The sequence below is a fragment of the Paenibacillus sp. PL2-23 genome (assembly GCF_040834005.1).
In the GTDB taxonomy this organism is placed as follows: domain Bacteria; phylum Bacillota; class Bacilli; order Paenibacillales; family Paenibacillaceae; genus Pristimantibacillus.
Genome location: NZ_CP162129.1, coordinates 1,353,310 through 1,377,219, shown reverse-complemented (window position 1 = coordinate 1,377,219; position 23,910 = coordinate 1,353,310). Strand labels below are relative to the sequence as shown.

Annotated in this window: 18 protein-coding genes and 1 riboswitch; of the genes, 1 reads left to right on the top strand and 17 read right to left on the bottom strand. The window is 57.4% G+C overall.

Translation table 11 applies throughout. From position 1 onward, the window contains the following. Positions 1-37: 37 nt before the first annotated feature. From AB1S56_RS05885 to purE, 16 genes are all read right to left on the bottom strand, one after another. Entirely contained in the window at positions 38-1,459 is a 1,422-nt protein-coding gene (locus AB1S56_RS05885; RefSeq protein WP_340871139.1) for a HAMP domain-containing sensor histidine kinase, read from the bottom strand. Then, complete coding sequence (locus AB1S56_RS05880; protein WP_340871138.1) at positions 1,435-2,220, bottom strand: response regulator transcription factor; 786 nt, start codon at positions 2,218-2,220, stop codon at positions 1,435-1,437. The genes AB1S56_RS05885 and AB1S56_RS05880 overlap by 25 nt, the downstream gene beginning before the upstream one ends. 31 nt (positions 2,221-2,251) lie before the next feature. Further along, complete coding sequence (locus tag AB1S56_RS05875) at positions 2,252-3,706, bottom strand: hypothetical protein (protein WP_340871137.1); 1,455 nt, start codon at positions 3,704-3,706, stop codon at positions 2,252-2,254. Between the two features lie 37 nt (positions 3,707-3,743). Further along, entirely contained in the window at positions 3,744-4,832 is a 1,089-nt protein-coding gene (locus AB1S56_RS05870) for a polysaccharide deacetylase family protein (RefSeq protein ID WP_340871136.1), read from the bottom strand. Between the two features lie 449 nt (positions 4,833-5,281). Then, positions 5,282-6,547, bottom strand: coding sequence for a phosphoribosylamine--glycine ligase (gene purD, locus AB1S56_RS05865; protein ID WP_340871135.1), 1,266 nt, complete (start codon positions 6,545-6,547; stop codon positions 5,282-5,284). 25 nt (positions 6,548-6,572) lie between these two features. After that, positions 6,573-8,120 (bottom strand): bifunctional phosphoribosylaminoimidazolecarboxamide formyltransferase/IMP cyclohydrolase, encoded by a 1,548-nt coding sequence (gene purH / locus AB1S56_RS05860; RefSeq protein WP_340871134.1) that lies wholly within the window; start codon positions 8,118-8,120, stop codon positions 6,573-6,575. Between the two features lie 45 nt (positions 8,121-8,165). After that, entirely contained in the window at positions 8,166-8,777 is a 612-nt protein-coding gene (gene purN / locus AB1S56_RS05855) for a phosphoribosylglycinamide formyltransferase (RefSeq protein ID WP_340871133.1), read from the bottom strand. After that, a complete protein-coding gene (purM, locus tag AB1S56_RS05850; RefSeq protein WP_340871132.1) occupies positions 8,777-9,820 on the bottom strand; it encodes a phosphoribosylformylglycinamidine cyclo-ligase in 1,044 nt (347 codons plus the stop codon). Before purM ends, purN begins: the two co-directional genes overlap by 1 nt. Positions 9,821-10,317: 497 nt before the next feature. After that, positions 10,318-11,805: an amidophosphoribosyltransferase gene (purF, locus tag AB1S56_RS05845; RefSeq protein ID WP_340871183.1), complete on the bottom strand. Its 1,488-nt coding sequence runs from the start codon at positions 11,803-11,805 to the stop codon at positions 10,318-10,320. 53 nt (positions 11,806-11,858) lie between these two features. Further along, on the bottom strand, positions 11,859-14,102 hold the full coding sequence (gene purL / locus AB1S56_RS05840; RefSeq protein WP_340871131.1) for a phosphoribosylformylglycinamidine synthase subunit PurL: 2,244 nt from the start codon (positions 14,100-14,102) through the stop codon (positions 11,859-11,861). Then, positions 14,080-14,775, bottom strand: coding sequence for a phosphoribosylformylglycinamidine synthase subunit PurQ (gene purQ / locus AB1S56_RS05835; protein ID WP_340871130.1), 696 nt, complete (start codon positions 14,773-14,775; stop codon positions 14,080-14,082). Before purQ ends, purL begins: the two co-directional genes overlap by 23 nt. Before the next feature lie 3 nt (positions 14,776-14,778). Beyond that, positions 14,779-15,024 carry a phosphoribosylformylglycinamidine synthase subunit PurS gene (gene purS, locus AB1S56_RS05830; protein ID WP_179215887.1) on the bottom strand — a complete coding sequence of 82 codons (246 nt, stop codon included), beginning with the start codon at positions 15,022-15,024 and terminating at the stop codon, positions 14,779-14,781. A 48-nt stretch (positions 15,025-15,072) separates the two neighbouring features. Continuing rightward, positions 15,073-15,972: a phosphoribosylaminoimidazolesuccinocarboxamide synthase gene (locus tag AB1S56_RS05825; RefSeq protein WP_340871129.1), complete on the bottom strand. Its 900-nt coding sequence runs from the start codon at positions 15,970-15,972 to the stop codon at positions 15,073-15,075. A gap of 113 nt (positions 15,973-16,085) precedes the next feature. After that, the gene (gene purB, locus AB1S56_RS05820; RefSeq protein WP_340871128.1) at positions 16,086-17,381 is read right to left on the bottom strand and encodes an adenylosuccinate lyase; all 1,296 of its coding nucleotides are present in this window, start codon (positions 17,379-17,381) and stop codon (positions 16,086-16,088) included. Beyond that, positions 17,375-18,559, bottom strand: a complete 1,185-nt coding sequence (gene purK / locus AB1S56_RS05815) for a 5-(carboxyamino)imidazole ribonucleotide synthase (RefSeq protein WP_340871127.1) — start codon at positions 18,557-18,559, stop codon at positions 17,375-17,377. Before purK ends, purB begins: the two co-directional genes overlap by 7 nt. After that, positions 18,556-19,041, bottom strand: coding sequence for a 5-(carboxyamino)imidazole ribonucleotide mutase (gene purE / locus AB1S56_RS05810; RefSeq protein ID WP_340871125.1), 486 nt, complete (start codon positions 19,039-19,041; stop codon positions 18,556-18,558). The genes purK and purE overlap by 4 nt, the downstream gene beginning before the upstream one ends. A gap of 247 nt (positions 19,042-19,288) precedes the next feature. After that, positions 19,289-19,387: riboswitch (purine riboswitch) on the bottom strand. 286 nt (positions 19,388-19,673) lie between these two features. Between purE and AB1S56_RS05805 the strand changes: the two genes are divergently transcribed. Next, positions 19,674-20,957 (top strand): LysM peptidoglycan-binding domain-containing protein, encoded by a 1,284-nt coding sequence (locus AB1S56_RS05805; protein ID WP_340871124.1) that lies wholly within the window; start codon positions 19,674-19,676, stop codon positions 20,955-20,957. A gap of 137 nt (positions 20,958-21,094) precedes the next feature. Here the strand turns inward: AB1S56_RS05805 and AB1S56_RS05800 are convergent, their stop codons facing one another. Next, complete coding sequence (locus AB1S56_RS05800) at positions 21,095-22,348, bottom strand: TraB/GumN family protein (RefSeq protein ID WP_340871123.1); 1,254 nt, start codon at positions 22,346-22,348, stop codon at positions 21,095-21,097. Positions 22,349-23,910: the final 1,562 nt, after the last annotated feature.

The following is a 23,910-nucleotide window of genomic DNA, read 5'->3' as shown; positions in this document are numbered from 1 at the left end:
ACAAGGAATAGCGGCTTCGCTTTTTCATTCATCGTTTTTATTCATCGTCGCTCAATAAGGGAAGTCTGACCTTCACTGCTGTTCCCGCTCCCCGATCGCTCTCTATCTCCAGCCGCCCTCCGTGAAGCTCGATAATCTCCCTGCAAATGGCAAGGCCTAGACCCGAGCCTCCATGGCTGTTGTTAGCTTTGAAGAACTTCTCCTGCACATGCGGCAGATCCTCAGGGGCGATGCCGCTGCCCGTATCCAATATCGTAATGGTGCCATATCCCGCTTCGGCATCCGTCCTTATGGACACCTGGCCGCCAGCCGGCGTGAACTTGTAGGCGTTGTCGATGATGTTAATGACAACCTGCTTCAGTCGGTTCGCGTCTCCGCTAATGAGGATCGGTCCCTCGCCATATTCCGCCGCCAGCTTCACCTTCGTGCCTTCTTCGCGCACCGCAAGCTGGCTGACGGTTTCCTTGACCGGACTGTTCAGATCCAGCGTTTCGCGCTGCAGCTCCATCGTCCGTGCCGACAGCTTGGAGAAATCAAGCAGATCCTCTACGAGACCAGCCAGTCTATCCGTCTCCTTGCTAATGATGGACAGCCCCAGCTTCACCTCCTCGTCATCCTCGCCGGGCTCGCTTTCGCGCAGCGTCTCGCTCCAGCCCTTGATAGAAGTCAGCGGCGTGCGGAGCTCGTGCGAGATGGAGGAAATAAAATCATTTTTCAGTTTCTCCCGCTTGTTAAGCTCTCCCATCACTGCGTTGAACGTCTCCGCCAGCTGTCCAATCTCGTCATCGCTTCGTTTCGCGGCCTTCCTCGACCAGTCGCCCTCCGCCATATATCGCGCGGCTCTCGTCAACTCTCGAATCGGCATCACGATCCGCTGCGCCAGGAACAAGCTAAGCCCGAGGAAGAGCAGAATAACCGCCAGTCCCGCGAACGTTGCCATGCGAATGAGCTGCGCCACCATATCGTCCACCTGCCGCAGGGACGCCGTATACCTAACCATGGACACGACTCTGGCCTCATTCCACAGCGGCGCCGTGACGCTAATGACTCTCTCGCCGTAGAACGGGTCTACGCCCTTCCAGCTGCCCATCGTGCCTGTCATGGCGGTCCTCACGTCGTCCGTCCCATATTGAATGCCGGGGGCGAAGCCATCGGAATCAATACGCAGCACGCCGGCGCTGTTAAGCAGCTGAATGCGCGCAGGTCCGCCCTCGGTCATGTATTGCAGCATATAGTCCGCTTGATCCTGCAGCGTCAACGAAGCCAGGGAACGGGAATGAAGCGCCATAGCCGACTCCACCCGCTGCTTGACCGAGCTTTGGGCACTGCCGTAATAATAATTCCACATGAGAATGGCAAAAGCCGCTCCCAGCACAGTGACAACAAGGACGATCAAGAGCAGATAGCTCCATACCATTCTCGTCTGGACGCTTCTCATTGCGGCTCGCTCCGTTTCCATCGGTAGCCGTGGCCCCATACGGTCTCGATAAAGGACGGATCGGAAGGATTGCTTTCGATTTTTTGCCGGATGCGGCGGATGTTGACGTCTACCACCTTCAAGTCCCCTACATAATAGCGGCCCCATACCTCCGTCAAAATCCGATCGCGGCTGACGCTTTCGCCTTCATGCTCCATTAGCAGCCTGACCAGGGTCCATTCGGTAGGCGTCAGCACAATCTCGCTATCCCGCTTCCACAGCTTCCGCTCCATAACGGATAATCGGAAGGGTCCGCTTCTCCGCTCCAGCTCGCCGGACGGCAGCTTTGCCCCGTTCGGCGGGCTGTCGGCCGCAGCCGGCTCTCCGGTTGCTGCCTTGTGGAGGATGGCCTGCTCTGTTTCCGCTTGACTCGGCTCCGCATTCATTCGCCGATGCAGCGATTTGATCCGGGCGATAAGCTCGCCGGGGCTGAAGGGCTTCTGCACATAATCATCGGCTCCCAGCTCCAGCCCCCGGATCTTGTCCGCCTCCTGCGATTTGGCGGTCAGCATAATAATCCCCATTCGGGGATATCGCTCTCGCAGCCTCTCACAGACCTCGAACCCGTCTATTGTCGGCAGCATGACGTCGAGCAGCGCAATATCGATAGGGCCCTCGGATTCCGCAAGGGCAAGCGCCTCTTCGCCGCGCTCCGCCTCCAGCACCTCCATGTCGTTTCTCTTCAGATTAATGCGGACAAAGCCGCGAATGGCTTCCTCATCCTCTAACAACAAGATACGCATTAACTCCACCTCCATTTGGCTCCCGTTTCACTTAGCTCTCGCGTTCAATGGTCATATAGGAAGCGAACTCCGCTTCCACCTGCAGCATATCCTTCCACTCCCGCATCGCCTTGTCGCCGAGCCCAGGCGGGGCCTCCTGCTGGAAGGTAGCCAGGTAGGCATTGCCGCTGTCCTTGTACAGCAGATGATAGTGTCTATGCTCGTCCTTCCAAGCAGACTCCACATTGCCCCATTGTCCCAAAGGCACCACATATACCGTTACGAGCTCCGCCATCGCCTTGCTGCTCCCATTCCAATAATAAAAGGAGACAAGCCCATAAGAGGAGGAAGGCGGCCTCTTCATTGTATAACGGCCCTTCCACAGCTCCGGAATTGTTATCCGTACGCCGTATGTATAATCCTGATATTGCTCGACGGTAGGAAGATATCGATCATCGCCGTCCCATTGCATCCAGTTATGGATCCACAGCGTATCGACATAAGCGGAATCCTCCAGTCCCGGCGCAGCCTTCATCTGATGCAGCTCGATAATGCCGTCGCCATTCATATCGTCGCTTCGCGAAGCCGAGGCGTTGAAGCCCTCCACCCCTCGCTCAGGATCGGGATAGACGAGGTTCAGTCCCCCCTTCTCCCACGCATACATGTACGTGAGCGTGCTATGGGCTCCCGCCGCGCCCTCCAGCACAACACCGTAATGCTCCTCCGAGATCCGTCCCGTCAGCAAACGCTCGAATAGGCTGACCCCTTGCGGGAGTGTCGCCAATCCAATCTTCGACAGCTCGCCATCATTCCATGCATACATGCTTAGAAAATAAGAAGGAACCTCCAGCTCTCCGCTGGTTCCCAGAGCATCCAGCACAACAAGCTCAGGCCGCCCGTCCTCATCAAGGTCGGCTGAGTCGGCCAGCCGATAAGGCAGAGATTGTATCGCTCTCATCGTCAGGAGGCCATTGTCGTTCCGGACCGCCTTCTCCTTGAGCGAATAAAGCTCCAGCATATTGGGACTGTCGAACGCTCCGATCCAGCCCACGATAAATTCAAAGTGGCCATCCTGATCCAGATCGGCAATACGCAGCCAGCCGATATCTCTTGCCAGCGGCTGCTCAATGATGACAAACTGCCGCCAGCCGAATTCCGTCTTGCGAAGCACCATCATCTCCGGCGCGCTGAATGCGTTGTAATAGGTGACTACCGCCTCTTCGATACCGTCATGGTTCAGATCCATCATCCGGATGGCTTCCTTAAAGTCATCCCGATGCGGAAGCATCAGCACGCTGAACTGCGGCAGCTGCTTCTTGATTGCGGCAGCCAGCTCCTCCTTGTCGGCCGCGATAACTGGCTTCTGCAGCAGGTCTGCGGGCGCCGCTGTATATTTGCAGCCTGCGGCCAGCACCATTACGGCCAGCATGACGAAGAGGAGCGCGGGTCTGCGACCCTTGCCCCTCGTATAACCTATGTGTTCACCTGACAACCCGCTGCTTCTCATTGGCACTCCTCTTCGAGCATTTATTGATAGCCTGCTGTCATTCCGGAATATGATCCGCCGTGACCAGCGTAAATCCTAGCTCATGCAAATCATCAATGACCTCCGGCAGCATCTCCACCGTATTGCGAATGTGCTTGCCGCCGAACGAATGCAACAATATTATACCATCCGGCTCCGTCTCCTTACGAATCATTTTCCTCATCTCGGAGATCGGCGTGCCCGCCCAGTCGCGTGTATCCACGGTCCAGCCCACCAACCTGCGGTTTGTCTCCTCAAGCACAGCCTCCAGTGTGTCGGATACAGCGCCATACGGGGCGCGGAACAGCTCCGGCTCGAAGCCCAGCGTCTCCAGGATCGCATCGTCCGTCTCTTCAATTTCTTCGATAATGCCATGTCGGGACAGCTTGGTTAAATTTTTATGAGCGTGTGTATGATTCCCTACCGCATGGCCTTCCTCTATCATTCTCTTCATCACGTCCGGATATTTCTCCACCTGTGACCCTACTACAAAAAAAGTAGCCTTTACGCCCTTCTCCCGCAAAATATCAAGAATAGCCGTCGTGTAATGGGGATCCGGCCCGTCGTCGAACGTCAGTGCCACCCGCTTGAGCTCTTCGGGCTTGACAGCGCTGTCATTCCGGGAGTCCTCAGATTCGTCCTTGCCGGCATCCACACCGGCACCCGCATCCGCTTCCCTGTCCTTCTCCTTGCCCCCTTCGCCACCATCCACTTCGGCACCCGCTCTGTCTGTCCCAGCGTCCGTCTTCACGTCTATCCCGGCACCCGTTCCGGAACCTGCTCCAGCACCCGCTCCGACACCCGCATCCGCTTCGATTGCTCCGCCGCCATTTTCTCCAGGCCTCAATATGCCATGCTGGGTTCCTGACTTCTCATCCTCGGGAACAAATACCGCCGGCACACCGTCGCTGCCCTTCCCTGCTCCTGCATCCTGATCAAGCACCTTCTCTTGCTCCTGCTGAATAACCTCGCCATGCTGCTTCTCATAGACCAGAGTCGACAAGCCGTACGACTGACTCACCGCACAACTGCTCAATCCTACTGCCCCCGCCAGCAGCACCACAACCGCAGCCCATCTGCTGCCGCTTACCGTGTTTCCTCTCCTCATCGCTTTCACCTTCTGCTCTTCCGCTTATAGCTCTATACTACCGAATGAGCGTGATTAGAGAGTTACAAATTAGTAACATCGTTCGATACCAAACGACATAATAGCTCAACTTATATAAAAATGAGAAAAAAATGACGGCGTCGCTTGATCAATGCTTTCGTCCTTGGTCATCGTCTCGGAGATGCATGCTTCTAACGGACGCCAGGAACCCTTAGAGGAGCCAAAGCGGCCCTCCGAAATTGTAACGGACATTTTTGATCCTTAGAATAACGATTGAGATAGAATGAGTCCGTTTAAGGCGGCTAAGCGTCGACAATGACCGTTACACTCTAATAAGCGTCGAAAGAGAGCTGTAAGCGCATTTTATGTCCGTTAGCGTCCTGGCGCGCAACAAAAAAACCTGCTCCCGCATCGGATCATCTCCAATGTGAGAGCAGGCTGGATCCGCATTAACGCAGCGCCTTCGCCGCGATATCCGTTCGATTCTGCATGCCGTCGAAGTGAATGACGCTGACGGCTTCATACGCTCTTGCGCGCGCCTCCGCGATGTCGCGGCCGCGGCCCACGATACCGAGCACTCGGCCGCCGCTTGTCACCAGCTCGCCGTCCTTCATAGCCGTGCCGGCATGGAATACGAGCGCGCCTTGCGCTTCGGCTTCCGCAATGCCGGTGATGGCGCGGCCTTTGGGATAAGAAGCCGGATAGCCTTCGGATGCCGCCACAACGCACACCGCCGCTTCCTCGCTCCACTCGATCTCCAGCTCGCCAAGACGGCCGTTCATTGCCGCAAGCACAATGTCCACCAGGTCTGTTTGCAGCCTAGGCAGCACCACCTGCGTCTCCGGATCGCCCATACGCGCGTTGAATTCAATCGTCTTCGGACCGTCCTTCGTAATCATGAGACCGGCGAACAGCACGCCGCGGAAAGGCCGGCCTTCACTCACCATAGCCTTTGCCGTCGGATTGATAATGTTCACAATGGCGTCCTCTACGATGCTGGGATCGATGTGAGGCAGCGGCGTATAAGTGCCCATGCCGCCCGTGTTAGGACCTTTGTCGCCGTCGAATATCGGCTTGTGATCCTGAGCCGGCACCATCGGCTTAACCGTTTCGCCATCCACGAATGCTAGAATGGACATCTCTTGCCCTTCGAGGAATTCCTCGATGACAATCTGGTTGCCAGCGTCGCCGAACACCTTGTCCACCATCGCCTCGCGAAGCGCCTTTTCGGCTTCCTCCATCGTAAACGCGACGGTAACGCCCTTGCCTGCGGCCAGTCCGTCCGCTTTGATCACGATTGGCGTCTCCTGCTGCTTCAGGTAAGCGAGAGCCTCCTCGTAATTCGTGAACGTCTCGTATTTCGCCGTCGGGATGTTATATTTTTTGAGCAGGTTTTTCATAAAAATTTTGCTGCCTTCGATTTCCGCCGCTTTCTTGTCCGGGCCGAATGCCGGGATGCCCGCCGCTTCGAACGCATCTACAATGCCGTCAGCCAGCGGATCGTCCGGACCGACGAACACGAGATCAATGGACGCCTCTCTCGCGAACCGCGTCAGCTCGTCGAACTGGTTCACCGCAATCGGCACGCATTCCGCCAGCTGCGCGATTCCCGCGTTGCCTGGAGCGCAGAAAAGCTCCTTCACCTTCTCGCTTTTTTTGAGCGCCCAACAGATCGCATGCTCGCGGCCGCCTCCGCCAATAACCAGAATACGCATCGTTCCATCTCCCCCAGTCAATCGATTAATGTTTGAAATGACGCACGCTCGTGAAGACCATAGCGATATTGCTTGCGTTGGCCGCCGCAATTGACTCTTCGTCCTTGATGGAGCCGCCTGGCTGAATAATGGCTGTGATGCCAGCCTTCGCCGCCAGCTCTACTGTGTCGCCCATCGGGAAAAACGCGTCAGACGCCAGCACGGAGCCCGCCGCCTTCTCGCCTGCCTGCTCGATGGCGATGCGCGCCGCGCCTACACGGTTCATTTGACCCGCGCCTACGCCTACCGTCATATCGTCCTTCGCGAGCAGAATCGCGTTCGACTTCACATGCTTGACGACCTTCCAGCCGAACAGCAGCTGCTTCAGCTCTTCTTCCGTTGGCTTGCGGTTCGTCACGACCTTCAGGTCCGCCTCCGTCATGCTGTGAACGTCGCTTTCCTGCACCAGCATACCGCCGTCAACGGATGTTACCACCCACTCCGGCTTGCGCTCAGCCGCAGCGGTCAGCTCGCCCAGCTTCATCAAGCGGATGTTTTTCTTCTTTGTCAGAATATCCAGCGCCTCCGGCGTAAAGTCCGGCGCGATAATAATCTCTAGGAAGATGCTGCCCAGCAGCTCCGCCGTATCCGCTCCAATGGTGCGGTTAGCGGCTACGATACCGCCGAAGATCGATGTTGGATCGGCTTCGTACGCTTTCTGGTACGCCTCGTGGATGGAAGCGCCGATGCCTACGCCGCAAGGGTTCATATGCTTAACCGCCACAACAGCCGGTTCGTCGAATTCCTTCAGAATCGCAAGCGCCGCGTTGGCGTCGTTGATGTTGTTGTAGCTCAGCTCCTTGCCATGCAGCTGCTCCGCAGTTGTTACGTTACCGGAGGCCGCAAGCGGCTTGCGATAGAAGGCAGCCTTCTGATGTGGATTCTCCCCGTAGCGAAGCTCCTGCACCTTCTCGTAAGTGACTGTATACGATTCAGGCAGCGGCTCGCCGACCTGCTTGCTGAGGTAGTCGGAGATCAGCGCGTCGTAGGAGGACGTATGGCGGAACACCTTCGCGGCGAGGCGCTTGCGCGTGTCGAGCGTCGTGTCACCTTGCGCCTTCACCTCTTCGAGTACGGCAGCGTAGTCGTTCGCGTCGACGACAACCGTCACGAAAGCGTGGTTTTTGGCAGCGGAACGCAGCATGGTCGGTCCGCCGATGTCGATATTTTCGATGGCATCCTCATACGTAACGTCCGGCTTGGCAATGGTTTCCTTGAACGGATACAGGTTAACGATGACCAGATCGATGTAATCCAGGCCCAGCTCCTGCATCGCCTTCTGATGCTCCTCGTCGTCGCGTACAGCCAGCAGACCGCTATGTACAGCCGGATGCAGCGTCTTGACGCGTCCATCGAGAATTTCCGGGAAGCCCGTGACATCGGAGATGCCGATTACCGGCACGCCTTCCTTCTGCAGAAGGCTGAATGTGCCCCCTGTCGAGATGATTTGTACGCCTTGATTGGCCAGCTCTCTTGAAAACTCCACAATGCCCGTCTTGTCGGACACGCTGATTAACGCTCTGCGAATTGCCACTTCAGCTTCCTCCTATTGGTTCAAGATTGTTATCCGTAAAAAAGCTCAACCGCTGACGGTCACTTTGCGACCTTCAACCGAGACAAGGCCCTGCGCGATTTGTCCCACGACCCTCGGGTACAGCTCCTGCTCAGCCTCGTGTATCCGAGCGGCAAGCGTCTCCTCTGTATCATCCTCCCGGATCGCAACAGCCGTCTGGGCGATGATGGGTCCGCTGTCCAGCCCGCCATCCACATAATGAACGGTGACGCCGGTTACTTTGACGCCATGCTCCATCGCCTGCCCAATGGCATTGATGCCGGGGAAGGACGGGAGCAGCGACGGGTGGATGTTGATCATGCGCCCCTCAAACGGCTCAACAAGCGTCGACGTGAGAATGCGCATGTACCCCGCCAGCACAATCAGCTCGACCTTCCGCTCCCGCAGCTCCTCCAGGATCACCGTCTCGTATGCTTCGCGCGAAGGATAATCCTTCGGCTTGAACACAAAGGCTTCTACCTCGGCGTTGCGAGCGCGCTCGATAACCGGCGCAGAAGGCTTGTCACAGACAAGAAGCTCGATGCTGACATCGAGCTTCCCCTCCCGCACCGCATCCGCTATCGCCTGGAAATTCGTGCCTTGTCCCGAAGCGAAGACCGCGATGCGAAGCGCCGCCATTATACATCCGCTCCCTGGAACGTCACGATACGGCTGCCTTCTGTCACACGACCAATGCGGTATGCCTTCTCGCCGAGCTCTGCAGCTGCGGCAATCGCTTGCTCCGCCTGCTCTTCCGGTACGACAATAACAAGACCGATGCCCATGTTGAAGGTCGTAAACATGTCGCGGTTGCTAATATTTCCTTTGTCCTGCATCAGGCTGAAGATAGGCAGAATCGGCCAGGAGCCGTAGTCGATCTCCACGTTCACGCCGTCCGGAAGGACGCGCGGAATGTTCTCGATAAAGCCGCCGCCCGTAATATGCGCCATGCCTTTGATGTTCACCTTCTCAATCAGGCCCAGCGCCTGCTTCACGTAGATGCGCGTAGGCTCCAGAAGAACGTCGCCCAGCCTCGCTCCGCCCAGCTCTTCCAGCTGCTGATCCAGCTTGTAGCCCGCTTCTTCAAGCAGCAAGCGCCGCACAAGCGAGAAGCCGTTGCTGTGGATGCCGCTGGACGCGAAACCCAGCACGACATCGCCAGGTGCGATGGTGGAGCCGTCGATCATGTTTTTCTTGTCGACGATGCCGACCGTGAACCCGCCGATGTCATATTCCTCTTCGGAGTACATGCCCGGCATTTCGGCCGTTTCGCCGCCGATCAGGGAACAGCCCGACTGCACGCAGCCTTCGGCGATACCCTTGACGATAGCTTCGATCTTCTCTGGCTTGACCTTGCCCGTTGCAAGATAGTCCAGGAAGAACAGCGGCTCAGCGCCCTGTACGATAATGTCGTTCACGCACATCGCCACAGCGTCGATGCCGATCGTGTCATGCTTGTCCATCGCGAACGCAAGCATCAGCTTCGTGCCTACGCCGTCTGTTCCCGATACGAGCACCGGCTCCTCGTACTTGTCCTTGTTCAGGGCGAACAGGCCGCCGAAGCCGCCCAGCTCAGCCAGCACCTCAGGACGGTACGTTCTCTTCACATGCTTCTTCATTCGTTCGACAGCTTCATTGCCCGCGGCTATGTCGACGCCGGCTTTTTTGTACGCTTCTGACAATTGGGTCCACTCCTTCAATCAATCTGTTGATGCCGCGTGTGTGGCGCGCTTATTTGCACCTGCGGCGCAGGTTCTGCGCATTTAAGCGTGTGTGGCACGCTTATTTGCTCCTGCGGCGCAGGTTTTGCGCATTTAAGCGTGTGTGCCACGCTTATTTGCCCCTGCGGCGCAGGTTCTGCGCATTTAAGCTTGTGTGGCACGCTTATTTGCCCCTTCGGTGCAGGTTCTGCGCATTTAAGCGTGTGTGGCACGCTTATTTGCACCTGCGGTGCAGGTTCTGCGCATTTAAGCGTGTGTGGCACGCTTATTTGCTCCTGCGGCGCAGGTTCTGCACATTTAAGCGTGTGTGGCACGCTTATTTGCTCCTGCGGCGCAGGTTCTGCGCATTTAAGCGTGTGTGGCACGCTTATTTGCCCCTGCGGCGCAGGTTTTGCGCATTTAAGCGTGTGTGCCACGCTTATTTGCCCCTGCGGCGCAGGCGCGGGTGCTGCTTGCAGTTAGCAGCTGCAGCTCTTGTCCGACTCCTCGTTCACGGGAGTCGGGTAGTCGTTGTCGAAGCAGGCGAGGCACATGCCGCGATTATACGCGCCGTCATTGCCGCCGACCGCGTCGACAAAGCCTTCGTCCGTCAGGAACGCAAGCGAGTCCGCGTTAATTTCCTTGCGGATCTCCTCCACCGTGCGGTAGGAGGCGATCAGCTCCTTGCGGTCCGGCGTATCGATGCCGTAGTAGCAAGGGTTCTTGAACGGCGGCGACGTGATGCGCACGTGCACCTCTGTCGCACCCGCCTCGCGAAGCAGGTTCACGATACGGCGGGACGTCGTGCCGCGCACGATGGAGTCGTCGATCATCACGACGCGCTTGCCCTCCACCACCTTGCGGACGGCGGACAGCTTCATCTTGACGCCCTTCTCGCGAAGCTCCTGAGACGGCTGGATGAAGGTTCTGCCGGTATATTTATTTTTGATGAGGCCAAGCTCATATGGAATGCCTGTCTGCTCTGCAAAGCCGATCGCGGCGGAAATGCTGGAGTCTGGCACGCCCGTCACCACGTCCGCGTCGACGAACGATTCCGATGCGAGCTGCTGGCCCATGCGCTTGCGCGCCGAGTGAATGTTAATGCCGTTGATGTCGCTGTCCGGACGAGCGAAGTAGATGTACTCCATCGCGCATGTCGCGCGGCGCTCGATAACCGCGTACCGATCCTCCGTCAGGCCGTTCTCATCCAGAATAAGCAGCTCGCCCGGCTGAACGTCGCGCACGTATTCCGCGCCGATCGTCTCGAACGCGCACGTCTCGGAGGAGAACACGTAGCTGTCCCCGAGACGGGCCATCGCAAGCGGACGCAGACCATGCGGGTCGGAAGCGACCAGCAGCTTGTCGTTCGTCATGATGAGGAACGCGAAGCCGCCGACGATCCGCTGCAGCGCCTCCTTCGCAGCCGTCACGAAGTCCTTCGGCGAACGCGCGATCAGATGCGCGATAACCTCCGTGTCGCTGGACGTCTGGAAGATGGAGCCGCTCATCTCGAGCTCGCGGCGGATTTCCGGCGCGTTCACGATATTGCCGTTCGTCGCCACGCCGAGGTCGCCGTCGCGGTACCGGAAGATCAGCGGCTGGGCATTGCCCAGATGACTGGCGCCGGAGGTCGAATAACGGACGTGTCCGATAGAGCGATCACCGGATAGTCTCTCCAGATTTTCCTTGTCGAACACTTCCTTGACGAGCCCCATGCCGCGGTGGTAGGCGAACTTGCCGCCGTCCTGCGAATCGACCGTGCAGATGCCGGAGCTTTCTTCGCCGCGATGCTGCAAGGCATGCAGGCCGTAGTACGACAGCCCGGCAGCGTCGGGATGTCCGAACACGCCGAACACCCCGCACTCCTCGCGCAATTTGTCAAAAATATCGTCATGGCCAATACCTTCATTGTAATGATCGCCGGTCCACAGCGCATGGCCGTCAAGCTCCAGGCCCTGCGGCGCCATGCCGCCGAACGCGGAACGAGCCTTAACGGCGCGCTCGCGAGCGGAACGGTCGATTACTTCATGAGACATGGAATCGCATCCTTCCAAACCTTCTCCAGTTGTTGTACCGGCGTGTTGATGCCGGCTTTGCCGTTCACGCTGATGGTCAGATTGCTCCCTGTAACCGTACCGATTGTCGCATGCGCCACGCCTTGGTCCGACAGCCAAGCCGTCAAAGCGTCCGCTTGCTCCGGCTTCGCCGACAGCAGAATCCGGGATTGCGATTCGCTGAACAGCAGGTGGTCCGGACGAAGCTCGCTCGTCAGGGACACATGAGCGCCGATGCCGCCGCTGATGCAGGATTCCGCGATCGCAGCCGCGATGCCGCCCTCGGACAGATCATGCGCCGATGCGACGAGACCCTGCTGGATAGCGCCGAGAACTGCGCCTTGCACCTTTTTCTCCACATCCAGATCAATGACTGGAGGACGGCCGGACGGAGCGCCGTTCATCACATATTGCAGCTCGCTGCCGCCGAACTCGGCCTTTGTCTCGCCAACAAGCACAATGACGTCGCCTTCGGACTTGAACTTCTGCGTCGTGATATGGTCGATGTCATGCACCAGACCGACCATGCCGATAACCGGCGTCGGATAGATGGCGCCCTTCGCGTTCTCGTTGTACAAGCTGACGTTGCCGCCGATTACCGGCGTATCCAGCTTCACGCATGCCTCGGACATGCCGTCCGCAGACTTCTCAAGCTGCCAGAATACCTCCGGCTTCTCCGGATTGCCGAAGTTCAGATTGTCCGTGATCGCCAGCGGCTCGGCGCCGGAGCACACGATGTTGCGCGCCGCCTCCGCTACCGCGATGCGTCCGCCCATCTCCGGATCCAGGAATACGTAGCGTCCATTGCAGTCCGTTGTCATCGCCAGCGCTTTGCGCGTGCCGTCGATCGTCACAACAGCGGCGTCTGAGCCTGGCTGTACAGCTGTATTGGTGCGAACCATATAGTCGTATTGGTTGTAAACCCACTCTTTGCTGGCCACTGTAGGGGAAGCCAGCACCTTCTCAAGCGCGCCGTTCAAGTCCGTGATTTCTGCGAATGCAGCCGTGTCTACAGCCGCGCCCTCGCGGAAGTACGCAGGCTCTGCGGATGGCTTGTTGTATACCGGACACTCGTCGACGAGCGCCTTAACCGGCATGTCAGCCACTTCCTCGCCTTGGTGGAACAGGCGGAGACGTCCGTCGTCCGTTACTTTGCCGACCTTCGCGCAGATGATGCCCCAACGGTCAAAAATTTCCTTCGCCTGCGCCTCATGCTGCGGCTCCACGACGAAGAGCATACGCTCCTGAGACTCTGACAGCATCATCTCATACGGCGTCATGCCCGTCTCGCGCTGCGGCACCTCGTCGAGGTACAGCTCCAGGCCGTTGCCCGCCTTGGAGGCCATCTCCGCGCTGGAGCATGTCAGACCCGCTGCGCCCATGTCCTGGATGCCAAGCACGATGCCGGAGTTGATCAGCTCAAGCGTCGCTTCCATAACCAGCTTCTCCATGAAGGGATCGCCGACTTGGACCGCGGTGCGCTTCTCTTCGGATTCCTCCGACAGCTCAACGGATGCGAACGTTGCGCCATGGATGCCGTCGCGGCCTGTCGCCGGGCCGACGTAGAATACCGGATTGCCTACACCCTTGGCAACGCCGCGTTGAATTTTGTCATGATCGATAAGACCAACGCACATCGCGTTAACGAGCGGATTGCCCTCGTAGCTCTCGTCGAACATAACCTCGCCTGCTACCGTCGGGATGCCGATGCAGTTGCCGTAGCCGGCGATGCCGCTGACCACGTTCTCGAACAAATATTTCACGCGGTCATTGTTCAGGTTGCCGAAGCGCAAGCTGTTCAGAAGAGCGACAGGACGAGCGCCCATGGAGAAAATGTCGCGAATAATGCCGCCGACGCCAGTCGCCGCGCCTTGGTAAGGCTCCACCGCAGAGGGGTGGTTATGCGATTCGATCTTGAACACGACGGCTTGGTTGTCGCCAATGTCAACGATGCCCGCGCCTTCGCCCGGTCCCATCAGAACGCGTGGACCCGTGATCGGGAACTTCTTAAGGATAGGCTTGGAGTTCTTGTAGGAGCAATGCTCCGACCACATGACGCTGAACACGCCGATCTCCGTATAGTTCGGCTTACGGCCCAGGAAGCCGCAAATCAGTTCGTATTCATGGTCCGTCACGCCGAATTGCGTGTAGATGCGTTGATCCGCGATTTGTTCCGCCGTCGGCTCCTTAGCCGTTAACTGCTGCGCCATGTTGTTCCCTCCATGCATTCAAAATCGATGTGAACATGCGTGTGCCGTCTTCCGAGCCAAGCAGCTGGCTCACCGCGCGCTCCGGATGCGGCATCATGCCCACCACGTTGCCCGCTTTGTTGCTGATGCCCGCGATATTCTCCACGGAGCCGTTCGGGTTCGTGTCGCCCGCGTAGCGGAACACGATCTGATTGTTCGCCTTCAGCTCGGCCAGTGTGGCGTCATCGCAGAAGTAGTTGCCTTCGCCATGGGCGATCGGAATATCGATAATCTCGCCTTGCGAGTATTGGTTCGTGAAGGCCGTATTGTTGTTCACCACTTCAAGAGGCTGCGCGTGGCAGCGGAACTTGAGCTCCGTGTTGCGGATCAAGGCGCCAGGCAGGAGGCCCGCCTCCGTCAGGATCTGGAAGCCGTTGCAGATGCCGAGAATGAACTTGCCTTGCTCGGCCGCTTTTTTCACTTCGTTCATCACGTTCGCGAATTGAGCGATTGCGCCGCAGCGCAGATAGTCGCCGTAGGAGAAGCCGCCCGGCACCAGGATGGCGTCGTATGCGGACAGATCCGTTGCGGTATGCCACACGTAATCAACCTTCTGGCCGATCGTGGACTCTACCGCCTTGTAGCAGTCGATGTCGCAGTTGGAGCCTGGAAATACGAGTACAGCAAACTTCATCTCTTATCCCTCCAGCTCAAAGCGGTAATCTTCAACGACCGTGTTCGCCAGCAGCTTCTCGCACATAACCTTCAGACGAGCTTCCGCTTCCGCGCGGTCGTTCGTGTCGAGCTCCACCTCAAGGTACTTGCCGATGCGCACCTTGCCCACTTCCGCGAACCCCATGGAATGAAGCGCGCCTTGCACTGCTGTACCTTGCGGATCCAATACGTTTTCCTTGATCGTGACGTAGACGGTTGCCTTCATAATAGCCTCCTGATATATGGTTGAATTTTGGATGGTTTATTTCAAATAGGGCTAGCTCAGCTCAAGGCCGGTCAAGCGCCGGTAAATCTCGCGGTAGCGCGCTGTCGTCGCCTGCACCACCAGCTCCGGCAGCGGGTCGGGATGGCTGTCGCGATCCCAGTCGGAGCCAAGCAAGTACGTGCGCACCGGCTCCTTGTCCATGCTGTCGATCTCCACGTCGAAGGCGTAATTGCCTTCGGACCAGAAGCGCGAGGAGTCCGGCGTGAAGATCTCGTCGATCAGGATGACCTTGCCGTCGATCAGTCCGAATTCGAACTTGCAGTCCGCGAGAATGATGCCGCGCTCCTTGCAATAGGCGTGAGCGAAGCGGTACAGCTCCAGGCTGCGGTCTCGAAGCTCGGCCGCCAGCTCCGCGCCGACCAGCTCACACATGCGCTCGAACGATATATCCTCGTCGTGCCCGACGTCGTTCTTGGCAGCCGGCGTAAAGATCGGCTCTGGGAACTGCTCATTTTTGCGAAGGCCCTCCGGCAGCGCAATACCGTTGATCGCCCCCGTCTTCTCGTATTGCCGCCAGCCGCCGCCCGTAATGTAGCCGCGCACGACGCATTCGATGTCGATGCGCTCCGCCTTGCGCGTAACCATGATCCGATTGCGCAGAAGCTCCGGCTCCGTTACAAGCTCCCCCAGCAGCTCCACGTCGGAGTGCACAACATGGTTCTCCTGAAGCTCCTTCGTCACCTCGAACCAGAAGGCGGACAGGCGGTTCAGCACATTGCCCTTGTCAGGCACAGCCGGGTCCAGCACATAGTCGAACGCGGAGATCCGGTCCGTCACCACGATCAGGAAGTGCTCGCCAAGATCGTACAGCTCGCGTACCTTCCCTTTGTATACGAGCGGCGCCTTCACATAGTCCGCCGCTGTAGATATAGCCGTCAACTGAGCTCCCATGAGTTCCTCCTAAAGTTTTGTGTAGCGAAGTGGAACAAAACCGCTACGAAAGCATATGCTTAGTTTTGTGTAGCGTAGTGGAACAAAACCGCTACGAAAGCATATGCTTCTTCCTAGTTCAAGCCAAGACGCGTAAATATCGTATCGACATGCTTCAGATGCCATGCCGGGTTGAAGCAATCGTCAATCTCCTCAGGCGACAGCACGGACGTAATCTCCGTAGTCTCCTCCACGATGGAGCGGAATTGACGCTGCGTCTCCCATGCCTGCATCGCGCGCGGCTGAACGGTGTCGTAAGCCTGCTCGCGGCTGAAGCCCTTGTCGATGAGCTTCGTCATAACGCGGCCGGAGAACGGCACGCCGTATGTCGCGCTCATGTTGCGCTTCATATTTTCCGGGAAGACGGTCAAATTATTGATGATGTTGCCAAGACGGTTCAGCATATAGTTCAGCAGCATCGTCGAATCCGGCAGAATGACGCGCTCAGCCGAGGAATGGCTGATGTCGCGCTCATGCCACAGCGGCACGTTCTCGTAAGCCGTCAGCATATGGCCGCGAATGACGCGGGACAAGCCGGACATATTCTCGCAGCCGATCGGGTTGCGCTTGTGCGGCATCGCGGACGAGCCCTTCTGGCCCTTCGCGAACGGCTCCTCCACCTCGCGGAATTCGCTCTTCTGCAGAGCGCGGATTTCCGTGGCGAATTTGTCGAGCGACGTAGCGATCAGCGCCAGCACGCCCATATATTCCGCATGGCGGTCGCGCTGCAGCGTCTGCGTCGAGATTGGAGCGGCTGTAATGCCAAGCTTCTCGCATACAAACGTCTCAACGAACGGGTCGATGTTGGCGTATGTGCCGACAGCGCCGGACATTTTGCCGAATTGCACGCCATTCGCCGCATGCTTGAACCGCTCCAGGTTACGCTTCATCTCTTCATACCAGAGCGCCATCTTAAGGCCGAACGTCGTCGGCTCCGCATGTACGCCATGCGTGCGCCCCATCATCGGAGTATCCTTGTATTGGATGGCTTTCTCGCGCAGGATTGCAATGAAGCGTTCAATGTCCTGCAGCAGAATGTCGTTCGCTTGGCGAAGCAGGTAGCCCAGCGCCGTGTCAACGACGTCTGTCGACGTCAGGCCGTAGTGCACCCATTTGCGCTCAGGACCAACCGTCTCCGATACTGCGCGTGTGAACGCGATGACATCGTGGCGAGTCTCCAGCTCGATCTCGTAGATGCGGTCGATATCGAAGCTGGCGGATTTGCGCAGCGCCTCCACATCCTCCTTCGGAATAACGCCAAGCTCTGCCCAAGCCTCGCATGCGCAAAGCTCAACCTCCAGCCAAGCCTTGAATTTGTTCTCCTCGGTCCAGATGGCCCTCATTTCCGGTCTGCTGTAACGATCTAGCATGTGCCCTCCACCTTCCAAATCTTAGTTTCATTTATCCAATCAAGCGCTGCCTCTACGTTCGGCGCAAGCACGTTCACATGCCCCATCTTCCGTTTGAACACAGCGTCCTTCTTTCCGTACAAATGCAGCTTCGGCGCGACGCCCAGCCGCTTGGCCGCCTCATCCGCCACTGCCGTCCTCGCAAGCACCGGCTCCACATGCTGCCCCAGCACATTGACCATCACGACAGGCGTCAGCAGCCCCGTATCGCCAAGAGGCAGGCCGCATATCGCCCGGACATGCTGCTCGAATTGCGACGTTCTGCAGGCCTCCATCGTGTAGTGCCCGCTGTTATGGGGCCTAGGCGCAAGCTCGTTGACGAACAGCTCGCCGTCCCGCGTCACGAATATCTCTACCGCGATCAGTCCCACAACGCCAAGCCCTTCCGCGATGCGGACCGCCAGGCGCTCCGCTTCCCGAAGCACGGCTTCCTGCGTCCTTGCCGGTACAATCGACAGATGCAGGATGTTCTCATTGTGAATATTTTCCGCAGGAGGGAACGCTTTTATTTCACCCGTCGTGCTTCTCGCCGCAATGACCGAAATTTCCATCGCAAAGTCGATGAATTGCTCAAGCACAAGCTGCGTCCGCGCCTTGGACAGCTCGGCGAATGCGCTCGGCACCTCGGCCTCGTCGCGGATGACCCATTGGCCCTTGCCGTCGTAGCCGCCGGTCGCGGTCTTCAGCACGCACGGCGTCCCGAAGCGTCGCACCGCCTCCAGCAGCTCGTCCTCGCTGCTAATCTCCGCGTAAGGCGCTACCTTCACGCCAGCCGCCTCGATCGCCCGTTTCTCGCGAAGCCGATGCTGCGTCGTGTATAGAAGCTCGCTTCCTTGCGGAACATAGGACTCCGACATCAGCATCGCGGCGACCTCGGCGTTCACATTCTCGAACTCATACGTAATGACATCTGAACGCTCCGCCAGCTGGCGCGCCGCTTCCCGATCGTCATAAGCCGCCACAATCTGCTCCGACACCTGGCCCATCGGAGAATCCGGCGTAGGCTCCAGCGTAACGAATCGATAGCCCATGGCGCTGCCCGCGTTCGCGAGCATACGCCCCAGCTGGCCGCCGCCGAGAATGCCGATCCTCGCGCCTGGCAGGATTGTTGTCACAGAACCGTTCTTGCCCTCGATCATAACGTCTCACTGCTTTCCAGCACTTCACGCTTCACTCTCTCGCGCCGCGCTTCCACACGGGCTTGCACCTCCGGATCGAAGGCGCCCAGTATCTGAGCGGCCAGCAAGCCGGCATTCGTGCCGCCCGCATTGCCGATCGCGACAGTCGCAACCGGGATACCGCCCGGCATCTGCACGATGGAGAGCAGGGAGTCCAGTCCATTCAAATTCGACGATTTGACCGGAACGCCAATAACCGGCAGAGCCGTCTTCGCTGCGACCATGCCGGGCAAATGAGCAGCCCCGCCCGCTCCCGCGATAATAACCTTAAGTCCGCGCTGAGCCGCCGTTTCCGCGTATTCGAACATGAGATCCGGCGTACGATGCGCCGACACTACCTTTTTCTCGTAAGGGATGCTGAGCTCCTCCAGCACGTCGCAGGCCAATTTCATCGTTTCCCAATCTGACTTGCTGCCCATAATGACGCCTACCATCGCAGACATGTGCTTTTACCTCTTTCTATTGTGGAATGTTGACTTGTATAATCGCCTATGAAAAAAAGAGGTCCCGCGGCATTACGTTCCGATGTGCCCAGGACCCCGAGAAAACCTGCGGCGCCTGTCAGCGCCATAACGGTTTATTCCATGATGCAATCGGAAGTTGTCTCAAGGCCGCCCGCCATAGACAGCAGAAGGCTGCTCCGATGAGAGCAACCTAATGGATATGGCCGGATTCAGCTACGATCAACGTTAACCGATTCATCAAGCTCGTAGTCCAGAAATTAAGGTTTCCGGGTAGAAACGTTCGGGCCTGTCCCGAATTTATACGAGATTGCTGCTTCAAGCGGCACCTGCCGCCTCAAACCTACTCTAGTTTATCCAATCCACTCCACACTGTCAATGAAATACGAACATTAATAGAGGTTCATATATTAAAGTTCGTTTTTTAGCCCAAATATCCACACACCTCATGGCTGACCTTAATCCGCCGCTATTATTCCCCTTCATTCTGGATAGCTTGCCCCTCATTGTGGAATTCCATGTTGAGACTATAGAACAAGCCCTCTGAATATAGATGATTATAGAGCCTGTTGAAGATGGTACGGTTGACACATTCATGCGAGGAGGATGACATCATGCAAATCCATACGGTCAAAAGAGGGGATTCGCTCTGGGAGATGTCGCAGCAATACGGCGTTACGCTGGAGCAGCTGTATGCCGCCAACGGGCTGACGGCGCAGAGCCAGCTTGTTGTTGGGCAAGCCGTTATCATTCCGACGTCCGGGGCAGGAGCAACCCACGTGGTGCGGGCCGGCGAATCGTTATGGAAGATTGGACAACGCTATGGCGTTACCATTCAAGCGCTCATGGAGGCGAATCGGCTCACGAACCCGGCGCTTATATACCCCGGCATGACTCTGACGATTCCCGTCGCAGCCAAGCCGGTAACGGAGGTGAACGCCTATACGGAACGGCTCGGGCCGGGCGGTGTGGAGCTTGTGAACGAGGCGGGGCCATACCTGACGTACCTGAGCCCCTTCAGCTATCGTGTGCAGCCGAATGGCAGCATGCAGCCAATCGACGATTCCCCTGTCATTGGAGCCGCCTATGAGCATCGAGTTGCCCCGATGATGGTCATTACCAATTTCGAGAATGGCACATTCAGTCCTGAGATCGCCCATACCGTCTTAACCGATTCAGGCGTTCAAGCTAGTCTGATCAATAATATAGCTGCTGTTATGAAAGAGAAGGGCTACCTGGCCCTGAACGTCGACTTCGAATATATTCCGCCGGCCGACCGCGAGGCTTACAATGGATTCCTGGAACGCTTGGTGAACACGCTGCGACCGCTTGGCCTGCTTGTATCCACTGCCGTCGCTCCCAAAATATCAGCGGAGCAGACGGGCACGCTTTACGAGGCGCATGATTACGCGGCTCATGGCCGCATCGTCGACTTTGTGGTCATCATGACGTACGAATGGGGCTGGTCGGGAGGCCCCCCGAGAGCGGTTGCGCCTATCAACGAGGTTGTTAAAGTGCTCAATTACGCCATTACCGTCATCCCGCCGGAAAAAATAATGATGGGCATGCCGCTGTACGGCTACGATTGGACGCTGCCATATGTGCAAGGCGGCAGATGGGCTCCCACCGTCAGTCCCAAAGCGGCGGTTGAACGAGCGGCACAATTCAACGCGGCCATCCAATATGATGAAGAAGGACAGTCGCCTTACTATAATTATTATGACCAGGAAGGAAGAGAGCATGTCGTCTGGTTCGAGGATGCTCGCAGCGTACAGGCCAAATTCGATATTGTCAAAGCCTATAAGCTTCGCGGTGTAAGCTATTGGAAGCTTGGCGTGCCCTTCCCTCAGAACTGGACCGTGCTGAACGAAAATTTTACAATCAAGAAGCTCGTCTGACGGCTGAACAACCGTTCGAATTCCATTTCGGATGCTATCCGAGAACAATAGGATCGGGTGCGTCGGAAAGTTGGAAGCAGCCGAACAGCAGACAGGGTCCGGCGGAACCTCCTCCGCCGGACCCTGCTTTATTATTTTTAAACCTGTGTAACCGTGTACCCCATCTCCTCCAGAAGAGTGACAAGACCATGCTCTCCTACCATATGGAGCGCACCCACAACGACGAAGAACGTCGCTGGATTCGAGCCTGTCAGGAAGCCGTTAATCTTCTGAGCCATCAGCAGGTTGCGATCCCTCAGCACCGCGTTGTAATACTCCTCGTCCGCCTGCACTTCATCGGCCATATCGGTCAAGGCATCCACATCGCCCGTGATCCACATTTCGGACAGATCCTCTACAGAATCCTCTTCCTGGTAATATTTGTACAAGGAACCGTACAGAAATTGCTCCTGCAAACGATCAGAGAAGTCGTTAAACATCTGAAGCTGCGATTCGTACGACTCCAGCTCCATAATAGGAATGTTCGCCTTCTTTGCTTTGTTCATAAAATGCAGGTCAATGCCAAGCTCCGCCTCAAATTCGCTGTCCTCAGCAGACAAGCTGTCCACGATCATGGATACGTACCAAGGCTCAAGATGATCCAGCGCATTCGCGGGAGCGCCAATCTCCTCCAGGAGCTCGACCAGCGCTTCATACAGCTCTGCGGATACATGATTGCGCAGCGTCGTGCCGTCCTTATATGTAGCCAGATCCTCGATATAGTCCCCCAGACCAGGCTTCTCTACCGAGGTGTTGACCTCGACAGCCAAATAATCGGCAGTATCGAATGCCTCATTTAATTCGTCGCGCAGCGGATACATCGCTTCGCTCGCTACGTGAATGGAGCCCAGCAAATATACAACATTGCCGTTTTTCTCCGCCTTCCACATGAAGCCCTTGCTCTCCAGAATCGTGTCGATGGAGATGCGGTTCAGCTGCTCGTTCCAATCGATTTGGTAGCCGCTTTGCTCGACAATGAAACGGAGCGGCACATAAGTGCGCTGGTTGATCTTCTTCGGGGCGAGCAGCAGCTTCTGCGGCTTGCCGTTTACATAAGCCGTGTCATTCCCGATCTGCAGGGAGATGACCAGCTGATGTCTCGGATTGACGCTCGTTGCGGTTGCAACCTGACTTTCCTGATGCCATTCCAGCTCGAAATCCAGCTGCTCCAGAAGCATGCGCACAGGAACCAGCGTCGTGCCGTTCTCCTTGACCGGCTTGTCTTCCTTGAACGTAATAAGCTTGTCGTTGACGTAGATTTCGAGAGGTGGTGCTGCCGGCGCTGCGCCGACAGCCGAAGCGAAGCTGAGCGCCATGATGAGGGATGTGAATAATGCGACAAGCTTTTTCATGCGGGGATTTCTCTCCTTTGCCTATTGGCTATTGTGTCCTGCGCCTGATCGGCGTCTATGAACCTGTTATTATTCTATCAAAATAGGGAATGATTGACGAGAGAGTATTACGAGATTACACCTCGTGTCGCTGCTGCGCCAACTAGCTGCTCTTTCGCCGCTATAACCACACCTCATGTCGCTATCGCGCCCCAAGTGACCTCGAGCGCCTCCATAACGACACCTCGTGTCGCTGTTGCGCCAACTAGCTGCTCTTTCACCGCTATAGCCACACCTCATGTCGCTGTCGCGCCCCAAGCAACCTCGGGCGCCTCCATAGCGACACCTCGTGTCGCTGTTGCGCCAACTAGCTGCTCTTTCACCGCTATAACCACACCTCATGTCGCTATCGCGCCCCAAGTGACCTCGGCCGCCTTCATAACGACACCTCGTGTCGCTGTTGCGATAATTAGCCCCCTTTCGCTGCTATAGCCACACCTCATGTCGCTATCGCGCCCCAAGTGACCTCGGCCGCCTTCATAACGACACCTCGTGTCGCTGTTGCGCCAACTAACTGCCCTTTCGCCGCTATAACCACACCTCATGTCGCTATCGCACCCCAAGTGACCTCGGCCGCCTTCATAACGACACTCGTGTCGCTGTTGCGCCAACTAGCTGCTCTTTCACCGCTATAGCCACACCTCATGTCGCTGTCGCGCCCCAAGCAACCTCGGGCGCCTCCATAGCGACACCTCGTGTCGCTGTTGCGCCAACTAGCTGCTCTTTCGCCGCTATAGCCACACCTCATGTCGCTGTTGCGCCCCAAGTGACCACGGGCGCCTCCATAGCGACACCTCGTGTCGCTGTTGCGCCAACTAGCTGCTCTTTCACCGCTATAGCCACACCTCATGTCGCTGTCGCGCCCCAAGCAACCTCGGGCGCCTCCATAGCGACACCTCGTGTCGCTGTTGCGCCAACTAGCTGCTCTTTCGCCTCTATAGCCACACCTCATGTCGCTGTTGCGCCCCAAGTGACCTCGGACACCACCATAACGACACCTCGTGTCGCTGTTGCGCCAACTAGCTGCTCTTTCGCCTCTATAGCCACACCTCATGTCGCTATCGCGCCACAAGTGACCTCGGCCGCCTCCATAGCCACACCTCGTGTCGCTGTTGCGCCAACTAGCTGCTCTTTCACCGCTATAGCCACACCTCATGTCGCTGTCGCGCCCCAAGCAACCTCGGGCGCCTCCATAGCGACACCTCATGTCGCTATTGAGCCAACTAGCTGCTCTTTCACCGCTATAGCCACACCTCATGTCGCTATCGCGCCCCAAGTGACCTCGGCCGCCTTCATAACGACACCTCGTGTCGCTGTTGCGATAATTAGCCCCCTTTCGCTGCTATAGCCACACCTCATGTCGCTATCGCGCCCCAAGTGACCTCGGCCGCCTTCATAACGACACCTCGTGTCGCTGTTGCGCCAACTAACTGCCCTTTCGCCGCTATAACCACACCTCATGTCGCTATCGCGCCCCAAGTGACCTCGGGCGCCTCCATAACGACACCTCATGTCCCTGTTGC